The sequence below is a fragment of the Acinetobacter sp. CY73 genome (genome assembly GCF_059515865.1).
In genome coordinates this window covers 106,563-123,702 of the sequence record NZ_JCAKMZ010000004.1, presented here as the reverse complement: position 1 = coordinate 123,702, position 17,140 = coordinate 106,563, and the positions used below count along the sequence as shown (strand labels likewise).

Here is a 17,140-nt window from a genome sequence, read left to right as displayed (position 1 = left end):
AAAATGTTTGAAGATGGTGACATAAGCCCTCCATGATTTCTTCATAATTGGTTCAAAATTAAAGATTTCTGTTATTAGTTATTGTGTTTTAGACTGTTGTCACAGAAGATCAATGTGATTGTTATATTTTGTATTTATTCTCATTTATCTCGAAACACTTAACCTCGATTACTTAACCTCAATTAATTAATGAACCAATCTGATGCTATCTAAGTTTTTTATTGAACGTCCAATCTTTGCAGGGGTACTTGCCATAATCGTGATGGCGATGGGTATTTTCTCTGTCATGAGTTTACCTGTTGAACGTTATCCTGATATCGCTCCTCCTCGGATTACCGTCTCTGCCACATATACAGGGGCAGATGCAGAAACCGTTGAAGAAAGCGTCACGCAAATGTTGGAGCAGCAGATTAAAGGTATTGATAACCTACTGTATTTTAGTTCAACCAGTAATTCATCGGGTAATGCACGGATCAGTCTGAGTTTTGAAAATGGAACAGATCCAGATACGGCTCAAGTACAAGTTCAAAATAGTATCAATGGGATTTTGAATAGACTACCAGATGATGTGCAAAGACAAGGCGTCAATGTTTATAAGTCCTTGGGTGATACCTTTATGGTGGTTGGCTTATATGACACGACCAATAAAAGTAACAATATTGAGCTGTCTGATTATCTGTCGAATCATATTGAGCAGGAAATTGGACGTATTGAAGGGGTGGGTGAGGTTGATGTTTTTGGTTCTCAATATGCGATGCGTATTTGGTTAAATCCCAATTCTTTACGTCAATATCAATTGATGCCAAGTGATGTTCGAGCTGCCATAGAAGCACAGAATACGCAAGTCGCAGCAGGTGGTATTGGGGATTTACCTGTCGTTCAAGACCAATATTTAAATGCCAAAGTGACCGCAGGCTCTCGATTAAAAACGGTCGATGAGTTTAAAAACATCATTGTCAAAGCGACAGCAAATGGTCAATTTGTTTACTTAAAAGATGTCGCACGGGTGGAACTCGGCGCTGAAAATTATCAAGCATTTAATACTATTAATGGTTCACCTTCAGCAGGTCTAGCGGTTTCAATGTCATCTGGTGCAAATGCATTAGAAACTTCAGCATTGATCAAAGCTGAACTGGACAAGATTCGCCAAAAACTGCCCGAAGGCTATGTCATCGTTTATCCACGTGATAACACACCTTTTGTGCAAGAGTCGATTAAAGAGGTGGTGAAAACACTGATTGAAGCGATCATCCTTGTAATTTTGGTGATGTTCCTGTTTTTACAAAGTTGGCGTGCCACGCTGATTCCTGCTTTAACGGTTCCAATCGTACTATTCGGAACCTTCGCCGTATTATTCGCTGTGGGCATGAGTATTAACACACTCACCTTATTTGCTTTAGTGTTGGCGATTGGATTACTAGTGGATGATGCCATTGTCGTTGTAGAGAATGTCGAGCGATTAATGCATGAAAAAGGTCTGACAGCCAAGCAAGCATCGATTGAGTCAATGCAAGAAATGACAGGAGCATTGATTGGGATCACCGTAGTCTTGACGGCAGTATTTATTCCGATGGCTTTTTTCACTGGATCTACAGGTGTGATTTATCGACAGTTTTCGATCACGTTAATTGCTGCGATGTCATTGTCCTTACTCGTCGCATTGGTTTTAACGCCTGCATTGTGTGCCATCATTTTAAAACCCAATCCTAAACCTCAACGCTGGGCTGTTTGGTTTAATCAAAAAATGGATGCTTTGAAGCATCATTATTTAAAAGTGGTGAATCGTGCATTTGGGCTTAAATGGGTGGTCTTTGTTGCTTTTGTTGGTTTGATTGGTGCATTTGGTTTGATCTATAAATCATTACCGACCAGTTTTATTCCAAGTGAAGATCAAGGTTTTATCAGTGTTCAATTCAGCTTGGCTGAAGGGTCACCGATGTCCAAAAGCCGTGTGGTGGGTGAAGAAATTCGTGAATACTTTTTAGATAAAGAACAGGCAAATGTTGATTTAGTACAAATCCGTTATGGACGAAATTTCTCAGGTACGGGTCAAAATTTAGGAACAGGGTTTGTCGCATTAAAACACTGGAATGACCGTCCAGATGCTCAAAATTCAGCAGCTGCCATCCGTGAACGAGCAATGGAACATTTTAAAAATCATCCTAATGCAAGAATCATGATCAGTCTGCCTGGATCAGTCAATGGCTTAGGCAATACCGATGGGATTGAGTTTTGGATTCAAGATTTAAATGGTCAAGGACGAGGATATCTCGATACGCAATTTGGCATACTTGAAGGCAAGGCCTTAAATTTCTCTACTTTTGAAAATCTAGGCAAACGATCAAATCCTGACAAAGCAAAGTTAGAAGTCAATATTGATCAAAAATTAGCAATGGTCAATGGCGTTAGCCAATCAGCAATCAATAGTACCTTGTCTGCGGCATGGGGCGGAAGCTATATCAATGACTTTATTGATCGTGGTCGTATCAAGCGTGTGATGATGCAAGGTGACGCAGAATTCCGTTCTAAGCCTGAGGATCTAAATCAGTGGAGTGTGCGTAATAATTTAAATCAGATGGTGCCATTTGGTAATTTTGCGACAGTGACATGGAGTGGTGGACCCGATGTGGTGAACCGTTTCCAAGGCTATACCGCTTTGCAAATGGAAGCAGATACCGTGAAAGGTGTGAGCTCTGGTGATGCAATGCGCGATATCCAAACCATGGTGAATCAACAAGAAGGTTTAGGTGTGGCTTGGAGTGGTTTGTCTTATCAAGAAAATCAATCCAGTAGTCAGGCAATTTGGCTGTATCTCATCTCCATTGCCTTTATTTTTCTTTGCTTAGCGGCACTTTATGAAAGTTGGTCTATTCCAACGGTCGTCCTCACAGCGATTCCTCTAGGCATTGGCGGAAATATAATCTTTAGTACTTTAGCTGGTTTTCCAAATGATATTTATTTCCAAATCGCCTTGCTGACGACCATGGGTTTATCATGTAAAAATGCCATTTTAATTGTGGAGTTTGCAGCATTAGCCCAAGAGAAAGGTAAAACGGCGATTGCCGCGGCAATTGAAGGGGCAGGCTTACGATTACGTCCAATCTTAATGACCTCTTTAGCATTTGGCGCAGGGATTATTCCCTTGGTGTTTGCCAGTGGTGCAGGTGCAGCTAGTCGTCAAGAAATTGGTGTGAGTGTATTGGGTGGGGTGATTTTTGGAACCGTTTTGGTTCTTCTGTTTATTCCATTTATGTACGTTTTGGTTCGCTCGATCTTTAAGGTGAAGCCTCAATCGGAATAAATTTTGAGAGCGATATTGACTGAGCGAGCAGACTTTTAGATCCAGCACTGTTTCTCTTAAAACGCTTAAAATGTTGCTTTCATTTTTTAAAACGGCTGATTCAAATGTGAGTTAGCCTTTTTTTTGAATGGATCATTATGAGGAGGTATGAACCATTTTTGATCGTCAAATACTACTTTTTATCGTCAAATACTACTCACGACTCGTGTCATATTCTAAAAAGCTTTAAGCTAAGCAAATATTGTTGTCGAGCAAAATAATAATGATCAATTTAGAAGAACAATTAAATGCGCTTTATCATGCAATTTCGATACAAGATCAAGCGGTTATTCAGGAGATTACTCGGCAGATTAACCCAGCAGATTTGGCAACTTTAAGCAAAAATTTAGAGATATCTCAAAGAGTCTCTTTATTTGAATCAATGCCCAATGCAGCATATGTACTTGAATACTTATCACTGACTGAACAAGCTGATATTGCGAATCATCTTCCGAATCAACGTTTAATTAAGATCATTTCTGACATGCACTCAGACAATCGGGTTGATCTGATTAAAGTACTCCCATTATCTTTACAGCAATTGATTTATAACGGTTTAGATACAGAAAAACGTGCTGAAATTCAATCCTTAGAAATGTATGCTGAGGAGTCCGCGGGTGCAATCATGAGTTCGGATTTTGTGACCTTGTCACCTGAACTCAATATGCAACAAGCAATTGATCAACTCCGCCATGTCGCATCTGATCGAGAAACGTTGTATCTGATTTATATCACCAATGCATTGCGCCAATTAGAAGGGGTTATTTCACTCAGAGAAATCATCCAAGCGGCCCCTGAAAAATTAATTTCAGATGTTATGAATCGTCATGTCATTACGGGGCAAGTGGATGAAGATCAGGAACAGATTGCCAAAAAACTCAGTCATTATGACTTTATCGCATTACCGATTGTCGATGCTGAAGATCATCTCTTGGGGATTGTCACTTATGATGATGCGATGGATGTTTTACAACAAGAATTCAATGAAGATGCTTTAAAGGGAAGTGCAGTTGAGTCCTCTCCAAATATCAGTTTGAAATCTGCGCCTATTTTTTCGCTCTATAAGAAACGTGTGTTTTGGTTGGTGCTCTTGATTTTTGGAAGTTTATTGTCTGGCATTGGGATTTCACATTATGAAGATATCATTGCTACACATATTGTCTTAGTCTTTTTCTTACCATTGTTGGTCGGCAGTGGGGGAAATGCAGGATCACAGTCAGCCACGCTGATGGTGCGAGCAATTGCAACAGGTGATGCACATTTGAAAGATTGGTTTTATTTGTTAGGGCGTGAAAGTTTGGTTGCACTGTGCTTGGGTGGCACGATGGCATTTGCTGTTTCAATCCTCGGATATATACGTGGCGATGAAATGGTGGCATTGGTGCTTGCGATCAGCATGATGGCAATTGTACTTTTAGGCTGCTTAATTGGTATGAGTTTACCTTTTATTTTAAATAAACTCGGACTTGATCCAGCCAGTGCTTCTGCCCCATTGGTCACATCAATCTGTGATGCAACTGGTGTCGTGGTGTATTTATTTATCGCTTCACAGCTCTTAGTGAATTTAGCCTGATGACTAAAATAATTCCCCATTTTTTTAATGCTGTATTTATCGCACTGATTGGATATAGAAGGGGTGAATTGCAGATCCATTAAAATGATAGTGACACTGCATCAGATCAACACTGAACTTGAGCAAAATAGAACAAGAGCAACATAGAACAAGAATTAATTCACGTATAGATCATGATTGTTAATCAAACTCATATTGATTGCACAATAAAAACAAGCTATTACAGATGGATACATACACAGATCACAACACAGATAGAAACTTATGACTTCACCGAAAAAATTATCACAAGCTGAAGTGATCCGCTTAGAACGTGATTTGGCTAAATTTGCCAATATGATGGATTCTGTTGTCCGTATTCCTTTTACCAAGCAAGGAGTGGGTGCAGATGCTGCATTGAGTACTATTCCTATTGCAGGAGACATCGCAGGTTTTGTCCTGACGTGTTACGCTGTAGTAAAAGCCAAACAGATCGGTGTGCCACAACATAAATTGAATGGTGTGATCAAATTGGCGGCGATGGATGCAGTGGTCGGTTTTATACCTGTAGCAGGCACCATTTTTGATGTGTTTATTCGTCCAAGTCGCAAGGCTTTAGCTGTGGTGCATGATCATATTCGTGAAGAGTACAATGTGCAAACCGATCATCATGTGGTACATCCATTTTTACATGAAAAACTTGAACAGAAACAGCAAGACTCAGCTTTTTGGCGTAATCCTGCTGTGGCTTGGATTTGGATTCATATTCCAGATATTTTAGGCACATTATTTTTAGCGATGTTTGCTTTTGCCATTTGGCTCGGGGCAAGTTGGTTATGGCAATGGTATCAAGGTATAGGTGTTTAAATCTCAGCTAATAATTAACATGCTTAAAAGTTTTTATTAATGTGATCTTCAATATGAAGGATCATTGAGAAAAATTGTCAAAATGGATTGTATCTATACATAAAAAAGCCTCCTTGAAGGAGGCTTTTAAAAACTCATTTTTTATCAATCTTAATGGCAATCAAGCTGGCGAAGTGCAGCGACACGTTGCTCAATAGATGGGTGAGTTTGGAATAGCGCAGCAAGGCTAAATCCTTCTTCACGACCTGCAGAAATTGCAAAAGCTTTCATTTCCTTCGGCATTTGATCAGGCATTTCTGATTCAGCTTGGAGACGCAATAGTGCAGAAATCATCGCTTCTTTACCCGCCAAACGTGCACCCGCTTCATCGGCACGGTATTCACGGTAACGCGAGAACCACATCACGATTGCAGAAGCCAAAATACCAAATACGATATCCAGAACGATGGTGATTAAGAAGTAGCTCCAACCTGGTGCTTCACCTTCTTCACGACCAAATACATTACGGTCAACAAAGTCACCGACGATACGTGCAAAGAACATCACGAAAGCGTTGACTACGCCTTGAACCAGTGCAAGGGTAACCATGTCACCGTTTGCCACGTGACCAATTTCGTGCGCAAGGACAGCACGTAATTCGTCTTTGTTCATACGTTCAAGTAGACCGGTAGACACAGCAACTAATGCATCATTCTTGTTCCAACCTGTTGCGAAAGCATTAGATTGATACGAAGGGAAGATACCCACTTCAGGCATTTTAATCCCTGAACGTTGTGCTAACTGTGCAACCTCATTCAATAACCATGCTTCGGCTTGGTTACGTGGAGCATTTGGATCAATTAACTCTGTACCAGTTGTTTTTTTCGCAATCCATTTAGACATGAACAGAGAGACTAAAGAGCCAACCATACCAAAGACTAAACAGAATACGAGTAAGCTGCCTAAGTTTAGGCCACCTGCGCCATGGTAACTACCGACACCGAAGAGTGACAAAATTATGCCAGCTACCACCAGTACCGCGAGGTTGGTAAGCAAAAACAAACCAATCCGCATCATCGAGAAAATCCTCATTTAAATTAGTAATAATTTGATTTTCAAATCGAAAATCTATGTGTAAATATGCGTTCGAGTGGCTAAAAATTCAAGCGCTAAATTCAAATATAAAACAAAAATTAATTGGAAAAATAGATTTTAGCAGTCGCAGAAGCATTCGCTGTACTATATGAGCCCGCTGGTGCATCGGTAAAGGTGCCATCAGACGCGATAATAATTTGTCGGTTTGAATATTTAGGAGGGGGATTGCTTTGCGAAATGTTTTGACCCGCATGATTTGAAGTGCTTTGACCCGCATGACTTGAAGTACTTTGCCCTGATGCAATCAGAGTACCTTGCGGACTTTGTAGAGTATTAGAAGATGAACGAGTTGAACTGTGAGAAGACGCTTGTGTTGCACCTAAACCATTTGAATATAAATTGTTGAAACGGCTGGTTACACGACGTACGTAGTCTTGAGTTTCTCTAAAGGGAGGAATCCCGCCATACTTTGCTACATTCCCTTCACCTGCGTTGTATCCAGCTAAAGCCAAACTGGTATTGCCATTAAAACGCTTTAATAACCATGCTAAATATTTTGCACCTGCGAAAATATTTTGTTGTGGGTCATAGGCATTACTAACATTAAAGCGCTTCGCCGTAGCAGGCATGAGTTGCATCAAGCCTTGTGCACCGACTGGAGAGCGTGCATGAATATTAAAGCCTGATTCAGTGTGCATGACCGCTTTAATTAGACCTTCTGAGACACCGTGTGTTTGAGCCGCTTGACGAATATAGTGATCATACGCATTTTTATTTCGATTTTGGCTGGGGAGTACTGAAGCTTCAGAAGTACCCCAGTTACTATAAGCATGAATGTTACTGTCAGGGTAGTAGGTTTTCTTTTCGACTTTAAGTGAATTGTAGCGATTCTTTTTATTGGTGAGTAAGGTTGTTCCATTTGAATCTTTAAGTTGATAAATCGTTTCACCTGCGAGAGTTGCAGGTAAAAATTGCGAAATGCTCAAAGCGCTCAACAAAAATGGAAAATGAAAACGCTTAAGTTGTATCGAATATGATTTTTTCATTATTTATAGTTTAAAAATTACGATCCCCAAAGTCATTTTGAGTTTATCAAAGAAAGTTGTATAGAAAAACAATGAATTAATTATTAACAACAGATTTTTCAAAAATCAAGACTTAATTGTTGAGTAAATATCCAAAAAAAATATTTATTTTTATTTAATCTAAGCGACTTGACTTAGTTAAGTTGTTGAATAATATTAAAAATATAAAGTGGTTAAAAAATGATCAATTTAAAGTAGAAGCCCATTTTACCACGGGAAAAGTTTGTCAAGCCCCTAGCCATCCACAATTTTATCCACAGCTTTTGTGGAAAACTGTGGAAAAGTCCAAAATATAAGCGTTGTGATTAAAAAAATGAACTGAGCCGTCTATTTTAAATAGGTGAATAAGACAGGAATATGAAAAAAAATGAATAAAGCTTAAAAATAAAAATTCTTTAGATGCGGTTGAGCAGTGAATCAGATAAAATTACGCAGTATTTTTTTTATGGTTAATTTCGTCTATGTACTCGCCAGTTGAGTCCGATCAAGGATTTAATTTTAAACCTGAACCGCCTACGAGTTCTGCATATTATCGCCTATTGAAAAAACTTCGCCGTCAAGTAGGTCATGCGATCCGTGATTATAAGATGATCGAAGAGGGTGATAAGGTCATGGTCTGCGTGTCTGGTGGTAAAGACAGTTACACCATGCTCGATATTTTGTTGCAGTTCAAACGTATCGCACCGATCAATTTTGACGTTGTCGCAGTGAACCTTGACCAAAAGCAACCCGGTTTCCCTGAGGATATCTTGCCACGATATATGGAAGAAAATAACATTCCGTATTATATCTTGGAAAAAGATACCTATAGCATCACGAAGAAGTTGACCCCGGAAGGGAAAACCTATTGTGCCGTATGTTCACGTCTACGTCGTGGCTCATTGTACGGTTTTGCTCAAGAGATTGGCGCGACTAAAGTGGCTTTGGGGCATCATCGTGATGACATCATGGCAACATTCTTCTTGAATCTTTTCCATGGTGGTAGCTTAAAAGCAATGCCGCCTAAATTGTTATCTTCTGACAAAAAGAACATTTTGATTCGTCCTTTGGCTTATGTTGAAGAGAAGGACATTATCAAATATGCAGAAATGCGTAATTTTCCGATCATTCCGTGTAATTTATGTGGTTCGCAGGAAAATCTGCAACGTGCCATCATCAACGACATGTTGCGTGAGTGGGATAAAGCGCATCCTAAGCGCTTGCACAGCATTTTTGGTGCAATGCAGAATGTGTCGCCATCTCAATTGGCAGATCGTGACTTATTTGATTTTGAAGCCTTAGATGCGCAACGTGAACTTGATTTCACGGGTAGTTGCTCAACTGAGGAAGATACAATTCAAAACAAGCGAATTAATATGGTCAATTTAGGCTTTGCAGCAGAATAATATCTGCTGAGTCAGACCATGTTTTGATAAGAAAGGCGCTTTTTAAAAGCGCCTTTTTTTACGTCTTTCAAAAAGGTGATTTTGGATTGTTGCTATAAATAACCCGAATCGCGGATAAGGATTCTTCTTTAAAATCATAATATAAATATAATTTTATGATTGATTTTTAGCGCTATCAGATCAAGGAACAGACTTTTTTATGATCAAAATGATGGATAAGCCTCAAGATAAATGGTCTTATTTTCTTAAGCAGGATTCGGGTTATAAATAAAATTGTACTTTAAATAAAACTGAACTTTTGATTATTTGAATAGACGATGAAACATTAAAAAAATGGATGAAAAAAAGTGAATCTTTTTGAGAAAATGATTTTTTATATCATTTTTTTAAACGGCAAGATATTTTAAATCATTGACTAAAATAGCTTCGAAACCAAATTTAGATTTGTTAATGATTTAATAATAAATTCCGATAAAAATTGAACAGTGAGTACAAAAAAAGGGGTGGATTAATGAAATTTACGTGCTATAACAATAAGCAAGCATTATGCTTCATCATGTGGTTATCTTGGATTGGTAACACAATAAATTGAATAAATATATCGAGGAAAGAACATGCCTGCATTTTTAACTGATGATTGGTTTGCGAATGTTGAAAAATTAACTGCTGAAGCTGGTGACTTAAATCTACCTGCATCATTATCTAACCTAGCATTGAATTTGGTGGTTACTGGTGGTGAAGGAACAACTGAACTTGCATTAGACAGCGGTAAAATCGTAAAGGGCGCGTCTGCAAATGCAAAAACGACATTAACGCTCGATGCTGAAACACTTCGTAAAGTGTTCCTTGAGTTTGATATGGCTGCAGCAATGCAAGCATTTATGACAGGAAAAATCAAAGTACAAGGTGATATGTCTCAATTGATGGCGCTTCAAACAGCGAAGCCAAGTCAAGAGCAAAAAGATCTATTCAAAAAAGTACTAGAGCAAACTTCTTAAGTTTTATCTTGATTCTTTTGAATCAAAAAAAGCTTACCCGAGGGTAAGCTTTTTTATTGCATTTAAGAAAGTATCTTAGATCTAATTAGATAAATCCCAATTAAATGCTCTGGAGTTGGGGGGTAGTCTTAATATGCTCTAAATAGGCACGAATACGTGTTACATATTGAACAGCTTGCTTGTAGCGACTGTTACGAGATTGATTGCGATTTAAGTACTCATACACTTCAATCCAATCATGTGGGTTTTTACCTTGAGCGCGTAAACGCTTCATGATTTGATCTGTCGCACCAGGTCCCATGTTATAAGCAATCAAAGCATACCAATAACGATCTCGTAATGGGATTTGCGCATAGCGCGACATCATGAGATCAAAGTATTTTGCACCACCGTGTATACTTTGTGATGGATCTACTCGATTAGAAACACCCATCGCACGGGCAGTACCGTTCGTTAGCATCATAATGCCACGTACACCTGTTGGTGATACTGAGTCTGGCTTAAGATAAGACTCTTGATAACCGACTGCTGCTAGGAAATGCCAATCGAGATTGTATTTTTTTGCAGACTGTTTAAAGCTGGCTTTATAAATCGGCATACGATTACGTAGATCACGTTGAATCGTTTTCCAATCATTTTCCTTCACAACTTTACGGTTGTAGAAAGAAGCCATTTGCTGAATCGAACCATCTTGTTTACTTTGGCATACAAATCCGCTGGCAATGTCTGTCAGAGGATCATCAGCACGTTTGAACACCCAGTTAATGTCGGCATTCAAACCATTTTTGTTCAGACTATTCAAATCACCGCAGGCAGCTGAAAAGCCAGTGAGGTTTTTAGATTCGATGGTGGCGGTTGAGGCCGTGGTCATAGCAAAGTTAGCCTTACCTTGCTGAACCATTTTCAAAGCAGCTTCATTTGAGGAAACTGTTTTAAAATCAAGTTTTACATTCAGACTTTCTGCATAGCTGGTGACTAAGTCATAACCGAAACCATGCTTGAAGTTACCATCTTTAAATACAACCGTAGGATTGGATACAGCAACGACAGTTAATTTATTGCTGTTGACCACTGAGTTGTACTGATTGGTCTTTGTTGCATTGATCGAATGAAATGGAATAAATGCTGTAGCGAGAACCAACGCTTTAAATGTGAGAGAGGAAGTAAAAGAATTAAGGCTAGGCCTAGATCCTGACTGTGAACTACTGTGCATGTTGTCTCCGCTACAAGTAATTTATGCCCAAAAAAAGCAAAAGCGAACCCGCTTTAAAACTTTAATTTAAAGTTGATAAATTCAATAAGGGTGGGCGTCATGAACGTCATTCAAAATGACATGTGGGTGATGAAAAATAAAGAAGAAACCTTCTTTGTATAAAAAGTAAGCAAGCTAAACAATGAGCGCATAATAAACATCGAAATATACATTGTCAAATTTTGTACATGAAAAAAAGAAAATTTGACAATTAACACCATGATAAATATAAGAAATAAAAATTATAAAATGATTGTTTGTGGAAATAGGGTATAAAATATTGCAATGTGTAGCCACTTTGTAAGCAAATTTGCTGAAAAATTAATGAAAAAATCGAACCTGATTACACGTTCTGGACACGATAAGTTGGTCGCAGAATTAAAGCATTTATGGCATGAAGAACGTCCTGAAATCACTCAAAAAGTCAATTGGGCGGCCAGTCTCGGCGATCGTTCTGAAAATGCAGATTATCAATACAACAAGCAAATTTTAAGAAAAATAGATCGCCGTGTTCGCTATTTGGGAAAAAGACTTGAGGAGCTCAGAATTATAGATTTTTCACCTGAACAGGAAGGGAAAGTTTATTTTGGTGCTTGGGTCGAAATAGAAAATGAACAAGGCGAAGTGAAGACTGTGCGTATCGTGGGCATTGATGAAATTTATGATCATCACCCACAACATATCTCGATTGATGCTCCTATGGCACGAGCGATGTTGTCAAAACAAGTCGATGATGAGTTTGAAGTCATTACACCTCTTGGTAAAAAAACCTGGTTCATCAATAGTATTCGATATGAAAAACTCGATAATTCATAAAATCATCCCATATTGAATTAATTTTGAACATTCGCGAATAAAAATGAATAAAAGTATTTGCCAAGCTTGGTTTTTATTTATATGATAGCCGCCATTGGAAGCGTGGCAGAGCGGTTTAATGCACCGGTCTTGAAAACCGACGAGGGCTTATACCCCTCCGTGAGTTCGAATCTCACCGCTTCCGCCAAATACAAAAAACCCTGATCATTGATCAGGGTTTTTTATTTTTAGTTGCTTATTTACAGTCAATTAATTTTCATTGTGATGTGCTAATGAAAATCATGCGAGTATTACAAGCAAGGAGCAGTGAGTGATAGATCAAATTCTTCGATTTTATATTCAAGTTATAGATAAATAGCTTTATAACTTGAATAGTCGACACTGAAATTAGCGAGGTAAATCAAACCAAATCATTTGTGTGTTTTGATTTGCTTTAACACTGGAATCCTCATCAAACATCAGTGCATCGCCTGTTTTTACAATCTGACCTGCAATTTCAACTTCTCCTTCAACCACATGAATATAGTTAAAAGTTTGCGTTTTATTTACATCCAAACATTGACCTGCTTCTAATACAGCAGTTTTCACCTCAGCATCTTGACGTAAATGCATAAGGGCATTGTCATTTGGACCTGCAATCAAGTGCCACTGATTCGGTATATCTTTAGGATCAAGTTTAATCTGTTGATAGGTTGGGTCGGCATCTTTAATATTGGGAATAATCCAGATTTGAAATAGATGGACATCTTCGTCATATTGATTGATCTCGCTATGGCGAACACCTGTACCTGCACTCATCAACTGCCATTCGCCAGCATTGATATCACCCGCATTTCCCATACTGTCTTTATGGGAAATGGCACCTTTAAGCACACAAGTGAGAATTTCCATATTGTCATGTGGATGTGTCCCAAAACCATTATATGCTGCAATATGATCATCATTAATCACACGTAGCGGGCCAACACCCATCAAGTCAGGGTTATACCAGCTACCGAATGAAAAGCTGTGATGCGTGTTGAGCCAACCTGCTTGAACATGACCACGATCTTCACTGCGGTGTAAATAAGTTGTCATCTCGGTTCTCCAATTCTTAGTATATGTTTAATAAAGCTATCTTAGCTGAGCTTTGATTGAGATGAAATTGAATAAAAGAGACATATTGTTTTATTTATAGGATGATGACTGATTATTTTTTGAGTGTAATTGAGCTTAATGTTTGATAGAAAAAAACCCACCCGAAGGTAGGTTTTAATATTCCTTTGAAACCAGCTTCGATTACTCTAGGAAACGAACCGTCACGCCAGATTTCACTTTTTTACCTAAATCATTTGCATCCCAGTTGGTTAAGCGAATACAGCCATGGGAAGCAGTTTTAGAAATAGTCGATGGGTTTGGTGTGCCGTGAATACCAAATGATTTTTTACTCAAACCAATCCAAATATTACCCACTGGACCATTTGGGCCTGGTGGTAAAGATAATGGTTTTAAGTTTTTACCTTGTACGAAGTTACTTGGTGAATAGCTATACCATGGATTTGGTGCTACACCTGTTATTTTATACGTACCTGTAGGTGATGGTGTGTCTGAGCTACCAATCGTTGCAGGGAATGATCCCACCATTTGGTTTTGCGCATTAAACAGGTACAACTGTTTTGCACCTTTATGTGCAACGATCAAATGAATGTTCTCTGGTAATTCATTGCGAATATTCGTCACAATGATTTTTTCACCCACTTTGTTAAATGTTGCTTTTGGATTCAGTTTCTTCAAGAAACCTTCATCCATGTGAAATTTTTCACCCAACATTTCACTAACACGTGTGTAATACAATCCTTTCATTTTTGATTGTAATGCATAGTCATGTGGAATTGATTTCGCATATGGACCTTTTAAATCCGCGGCAGTAATGGTGTATTCCACATAAGCAGGTTTACCCGCTTGACGTGCAACCAAAGCATCCCAAGTTTCTTGCGTCAATACGCCAGTGGCTTTGATTCCATTCATCTGTTGGAAAGAAGCAATGGCTTTCAGCGTATTTTTACCGCTAGTACCATCAATTGCACCTGGAGAAGCGTGTGCATTGTTCAACATCACGTGAGCACGTGCATAAACAGGGAATTGACCTTTACCAATATTATCTGACCACGATGCGTTATTTAAACCATCGAGTGTCCATGAGGCTTTCGCTGCAGAACTGGTTGCTTCAGAAGAAGCAGTAGTATCAGGTGTAAAGGTTGTTGCAGTTGATGCTGGAGCAGCACCAATATCAGCTGTCGTATCTTCAGTACTTTCTAAGTTTTGTAATGTTGAAGCAGCTTGATTTAAATCTTTTTGTTCTTGCTGAGAAATTTGAGCTTCACCGCCCTGTGTACCTGCAGATGAATCAACAGCTAAAGGATCAATCGGATCTTGGATAGCAGCAACTTGATTCACTTTTTTGGGTGCTAGGGGTTGTTCCGCATTTGTATTTGCGGCAAATGCCGTACCTGACAAAATACAACTCAGACTCAAAGCAAGGATTGAGCGAACGAACATGTAATTCAACCTTAAGAATTATTCATTTAGAATTTTAAAAAACCTGTCAAAGTATTGCAGAAAAAATAACGTTATGCAGTAATTGTTTTGTTTAAAATCACATTTTTTAGATCGTGATCATCATGATTTTTAATCTTGGGAATCGTTCCAGTCACACCCTTTTTTGGTATGATGAATGAAAATTAACTTTTGCATTGGAAAAGTAAATGACGACCCTAAAGAATGATCGTTTTCTACGTGCTTTATTACGTGAACCTGTAGATTGCACGCCAGTATGGATGATGCGCCAAGCAGGCCGTTATTTACCTGAATATCGTGCGACACGAGCAACTGCGGGTGATTTTCTTTCACTGTGCAAAAACCAAGATTTTGCTTGTGAAGTGACTTTACAACCACTGCGCCGTTACGATCTTGATGCTGCGATTTTATTTTCTGATATTTTGACTGTGCCCGATGCATTAGGTTTAGGCTTATATTTTGAAACGGGTGAAGGACCAAAATTCCATAAAACGATTCGTACAGAGCAAGATGTCGCAAACTTACCTAAGTTTGATGCCAAGTCCGATTTGGATTATGTGATGCGTGCAGTGAGTACGATTCGTTCTGCATTGGGTGGTCAAGTGCCACTCATTGGTTTCTCTGGCAGTCCATGGACACTTGCAACTTACATGATTGAAGGCGGGTCAAGCAAAGACTTCCGTTTCACGAAGCAAATGATGTACTCGCAGCCTGAAGTGTTGCATGCGCTTTTAGATCGACTAGCAGATGCCGTCATTGATTATTTGAATGCGCAGATTGATGCAGGGGCTCAAGCGGTTCAAATTTTTGATAGTTGGGGTGGGGCGCTTGCACACCGTGAATACTTAGAATTTTCGCTTAAATACATGCAAAAAATTGTTGCAGGTTTAAAACGTGAAAATGAAGGACGAAAAGTACCTGTCATTTTATTCACTAAAGGTGGTGGTCAGTGGTTAGAGCCAATGATTGCGACAGGTGCAGATGCATTTGGTTTAGATTGGACAACGCCGTTAAATGTAGCGCGTCAAACCGTAAATGGTCGTGCCGCATTGCAAGGTAACTTAGATCCTGCAACGTTGTATGGCTCACCAGCAAGTATTGAAAAAGCAGTAAAGTTAATGCTTGATGATGCTTATGCCAATGGTGAAAAAACCGGTTATGTGGCAAATCTTGGACATGGCATTACTCAATGGGTAGATCCTGAACATCCCAAAGCTTTCATTGATACGGTGCATGAATACAGCGCAAAATATCTATAATAAATCCCTTAAAATTGAGTACTATATAGAGGTACCCAATTTTAGAAAATCGATAATGATCTTTTTAAAAGGAATTTTAGAGTTCATCCATAAGGCAGCCTTCGCTGCCTTATTTGGTATTTTATTACTTATTGCATTTGCAGTGACCGCACCAATGGGTAGTCAGGAATATTGGGGTTTTTTTCGTTATGATTATTTGTTGTTCTATGCACTCATTATTCAAATTTGTTTAATCTATACCAAGCTTGAATCTTGGGCTGAAGCAAAAGTGATTGCGCTGTTCCATATATTGGCGATGATTATGGAGATTTTCCTCACTCATCCGCAGATCGCTTCATGGGTCTATCCCCAACCCGCTCTATTCAAAATCATGACTGTGCCGCTTTTTGCAGGCTTTATGTACTCTGCTGTCGGGAGCTTCTTTGCACGTTGTTTAAGATTATATAAGGTTTCTTTTACTCAGTTACCTACTTTTTCAATGATGCTGACCTTATCAGTCCTTGCTTATATTAACTTCATGTCGAAATTTTTTATCCATGATTTTAGATATCTATTGTTTTTGTGGAGTATGGTGATTTTTTGGAATACCAAAATTCACTTTGAACTTCAACAATACAAAGTTAGGCTGCCGATGTTGCCCATTTTGTTGGTGTTGGCCTTTATTATTTGGGTGGCGGAAAACATCAGTACTTTTTATCAGATTTGGCTTTATCCGTCACAGCAAGATGGTTGGCATATGGTGGGGTGGGGGAAACTCGGATCATGGTATTTATTGTTGTTATTGAGCTTAGTGTTGGTGCTCAAAATCCTCGGTACGCGTGAAAAAGATGGAGCATGGAAACTAAAAGATAAATAACCCGAATCGCGGATAAGGATTTTTCTTTAAAATCATAAGCTCAATGTAATTTTATGATTATTTTTTAGTGTTATCAGACCAAAGCATAGACTTTTTTATG

13 protein-coding genes and 1 tRNA gene are annotated in these 17,140 nt (G+C 38.8%); 9 read left to right on the top strand and 5 right to left on the bottom strand.

The window, feature by feature from the left end; all coding sequences use genetic code 11:
* Positions 1 to 202: 202 nt before the first annotated feature.
* The 3 genes from AC5YD2_RS03870 to AC5YD2_RS03860 all read left to right on the top strand — a co-directional run bounded on the left by AC5YD2_RS03870 (position 203) and on the right by AC5YD2_RS03860 (position 5,759).
* Complete coding sequence (locus AC5YD2_RS03870) at positions 203 to 3,301, top strand: multidrug efflux RND transporter permease subunit (RefSeq protein WP_496125051.1); 3,099 nt, start codon at positions 203 to 205, stop codon at positions 3,299 to 3,301.
* 262 nt (positions 3,302 to 3,563) lie between these two features.
* Entirely contained in the window at positions 3,564 to 4,913 is a 1,350-nt protein-coding gene (gene mgtE / locus AC5YD2_RS03865; RefSeq protein WP_496125050.1) for a magnesium transporter, read from the top strand.
* A 264-nt stretch (positions 4,914 to 5,177) separates the two neighbouring features.
* Entirely contained in the window at positions 5,178 to 5,759 is a 582-nt protein-coding gene (locus tag AC5YD2_RS03860) for a DUF4112 domain-containing protein (RefSeq protein WP_496125049.1), read from the top strand.
* A 150-nt stretch (positions 5,760 to 5,909) separates the two neighbouring features.
* On the opposite strand, the gene htpX is transcribed toward AC5YD2_RS03860, so the two are convergent.
* Positions 5,910 to 6,815: a protease HtpX gene (gene htpX, locus AC5YD2_RS03855; protein ID WP_496125048.1), complete on the bottom strand. Its 906-nt coding sequence runs from the start codon at positions 6,813 to 6,815 to the stop codon at positions 5,910 to 5,912.
* 116 nt (positions 6,816 to 6,931) lie between these two features.
* A complete protein-coding gene (locus AC5YD2_RS03850; RefSeq protein ID WP_496125070.1) occupies positions 6,932 to 7,831 on the bottom strand; it encodes a lytic transglycosylase domain-containing protein in 900 nt (299 codons plus the stop codon).
* A gap of 548 nt (positions 7,832 to 8,379) precedes the next feature.
* On the opposite strand from AC5YD2_RS03850, the gene ttcA reads away from it, so the two are divergent.
* Both ttcA and AC5YD2_RS03840 read left to right on the top strand, forming a co-directional pair.
* On the top strand, positions 8,380 to 9,303 hold the full coding sequence (gene ttcA / locus AC5YD2_RS03845; RefSeq protein ID WP_496125047.1) for a tRNA 2-thiocytidine(32) synthetase TtcA: 924 nt from the start codon (positions 8,380 to 8,382) through the stop codon (positions 9,301 to 9,303).
* 614 nt (positions 9,304 to 9,917) lie between these two features.
* Complete coding sequence (locus AC5YD2_RS03840) at positions 9,918 to 10,301, top strand: SCP2 sterol-binding domain-containing protein (protein ID WP_496125046.1); 384 nt, start codon at positions 9,918 to 9,920, stop codon at positions 10,299 to 10,301.
* 100 nt (positions 10,302 to 10,401) lie between these two features.
* On the opposite strand, the gene AC5YD2_RS03835 is transcribed toward AC5YD2_RS03840, so the two are convergent.
* The gene (locus AC5YD2_RS03835; RefSeq protein WP_496125045.1) at positions 10,402 to 11,514 is read right to left on the bottom strand and encodes a transglycosylase SLT domain-containing protein; all 1,113 of its coding nucleotides are present in this window, start codon (positions 11,512 to 11,514) and stop codon (positions 10,402 to 10,404) included.
* A gap of 363 nt (positions 11,515 to 11,877) precedes the next feature.
* Here AC5YD2_RS03835 and greB point away from each other — a divergent pair, with 363 nt between their 5' ends.
* Together greB and AC5YD2_RS03825 are read left to right on the top strand one after the other, a co-directional pair.
* Complete coding sequence (gene greB, locus AC5YD2_RS03830) at positions 11,878 to 12,369, top strand: transcription elongation factor GreB (RefSeq protein WP_496125044.1); 492 nt, start codon at positions 11,878 to 11,880, stop codon at positions 12,367 to 12,369.
* Between the two features lie 96 nt (positions 12,370 to 12,465).
* Positions 12,466 to 12,556: transfer RNA gene (locus AC5YD2_RS03825), tRNA-Ser, on the top strand.
* A 200-nt stretch (positions 12,557 to 12,756) separates the two neighbouring features.
* Here the strand turns inward: AC5YD2_RS03825 and AC5YD2_RS03820 are convergent.
* The gene (locus tag AC5YD2_RS03820; protein WP_496125043.1) at positions 12,757 to 13,446 is read right to left on the bottom strand and encodes a pirin family protein; all 690 of its coding nucleotides are present in this window, start codon (positions 13,444 to 13,446) and stop codon (positions 12,757 to 12,759) included.
* A 201-nt stretch (positions 13,447 to 13,647) separates the two neighbouring features.
* Complete coding sequence (locus AC5YD2_RS03815; protein ID WP_496125042.1) at positions 13,648 to 14,907, bottom strand: L,D-transpeptidase family protein; 1,260 nt, start codon at positions 14,905 to 14,907, stop codon at positions 13,648 to 13,650.
* Between the two features lie 206 nt (positions 14,908 to 15,113).
* On the opposite strand from AC5YD2_RS03815, the gene hemE reads away from it, so the two are divergent.
* Together hemE and AC5YD2_RS03805 are read left to right on the top strand one after the other, a co-directional pair.
* Positions 15,114 to 16,184 carry a uroporphyrinogen decarboxylase gene (hemE, locus tag AC5YD2_RS03810; protein WP_496125041.1) on the top strand — a complete coding sequence of 357 codons (1,071 nt, stop codon included), beginning with the start codon at positions 15,114 to 15,116 and terminating at the stop codon, positions 16,182 to 16,184.
* A 55-nt stretch (positions 16,185 to 16,239) separates the two neighbouring features.
* The gene (locus AC5YD2_RS03805) at positions 16,240 to 17,040 is read left to right on the top strand and encodes a DUF817 family protein (RefSeq protein ID WP_496125040.1); all 801 of its coding nucleotides are present in this window, start codon (positions 16,240 to 16,242) and stop codon (positions 17,038 to 17,040) included.
* Positions 17,041 to 17,140: the final 100 nt, after the last annotated feature.

Coding starts and splice junctions, on each gene's coding strand:
- greB (WP_496125044.1), top strand. CDS start 11,878: ATGAAAAAATCGAACCTGATTACACGTTCTGGACACGATAAGTTGGTC.
- ttcA (WP_496125047.1), top strand. CDS start 8,380: ATGTACTCGCCAGTTGAGTCCGATCAAGGATTTAATTTTAAACCTGAA.
- AC5YD2_RS03835 (WP_496125045.1), bottom strand. CDS start 11,514: ATGCACAGTAGTTCACAGTCAGGATCTAGGCCTAGCCTTAATTCTTTT.
- mgtE (WP_496125050.1), top strand. CDS start 3,564: ATGATCAATTTAGAAGAACAATTAAATGCGCTTTATCATGCAATTTCG.
- htpX (WP_496125048.1), bottom strand. CDS start 6,815: ATGATGCGGATTGGTTTGTTTTTGCTTACCAACCTCGCGGTACTGGTG.
- AC5YD2_RS03840 (WP_496125046.1), top strand. CDS start 9,918: ATGCCTGCATTTTTAACTGATGATTGGTTTGCGAATGTTGAAAAATTA.
- AC5YD2_RS03805 (WP_496125040.1), top strand. CDS start 16,240: ATGATCTTTTTAAAAGGAATTTTAGAGTTCATCCATAAGGCAGCCTTC.
- hemE (WP_496125041.1), top strand. CDS start 15,114: ATGACGACCCTAAAGAATGATCGTTTTCTACGTGCTTTATTACGTGAA.
- AC5YD2_RS03860 (WP_496125049.1), top strand. CDS start 5,178: ATGACTTCACCGAAAAAATTATCACAAGCTGAAGTGATCCGCTTAGAA.
- AC5YD2_RS03815 (WP_496125042.1), bottom strand. CDS start 14,907: ATGTTCGTTCGCTCAATCCTTGCTTTGAGTCTGAGTTGTATTTTGTCA.
- AC5YD2_RS03820 (WP_496125043.1), bottom strand. CDS start 13,446: ATGACAACTTATTTACACCGCAGTGAAGATCGTGGTCATGTTCAAGCA.
- AC5YD2_RS03870 (WP_496125051.1), top strand. CDS start 203: ATGCTATCTAAGTTTTTTATTGAACGTCCAATCTTTGCAGGGGTACTT.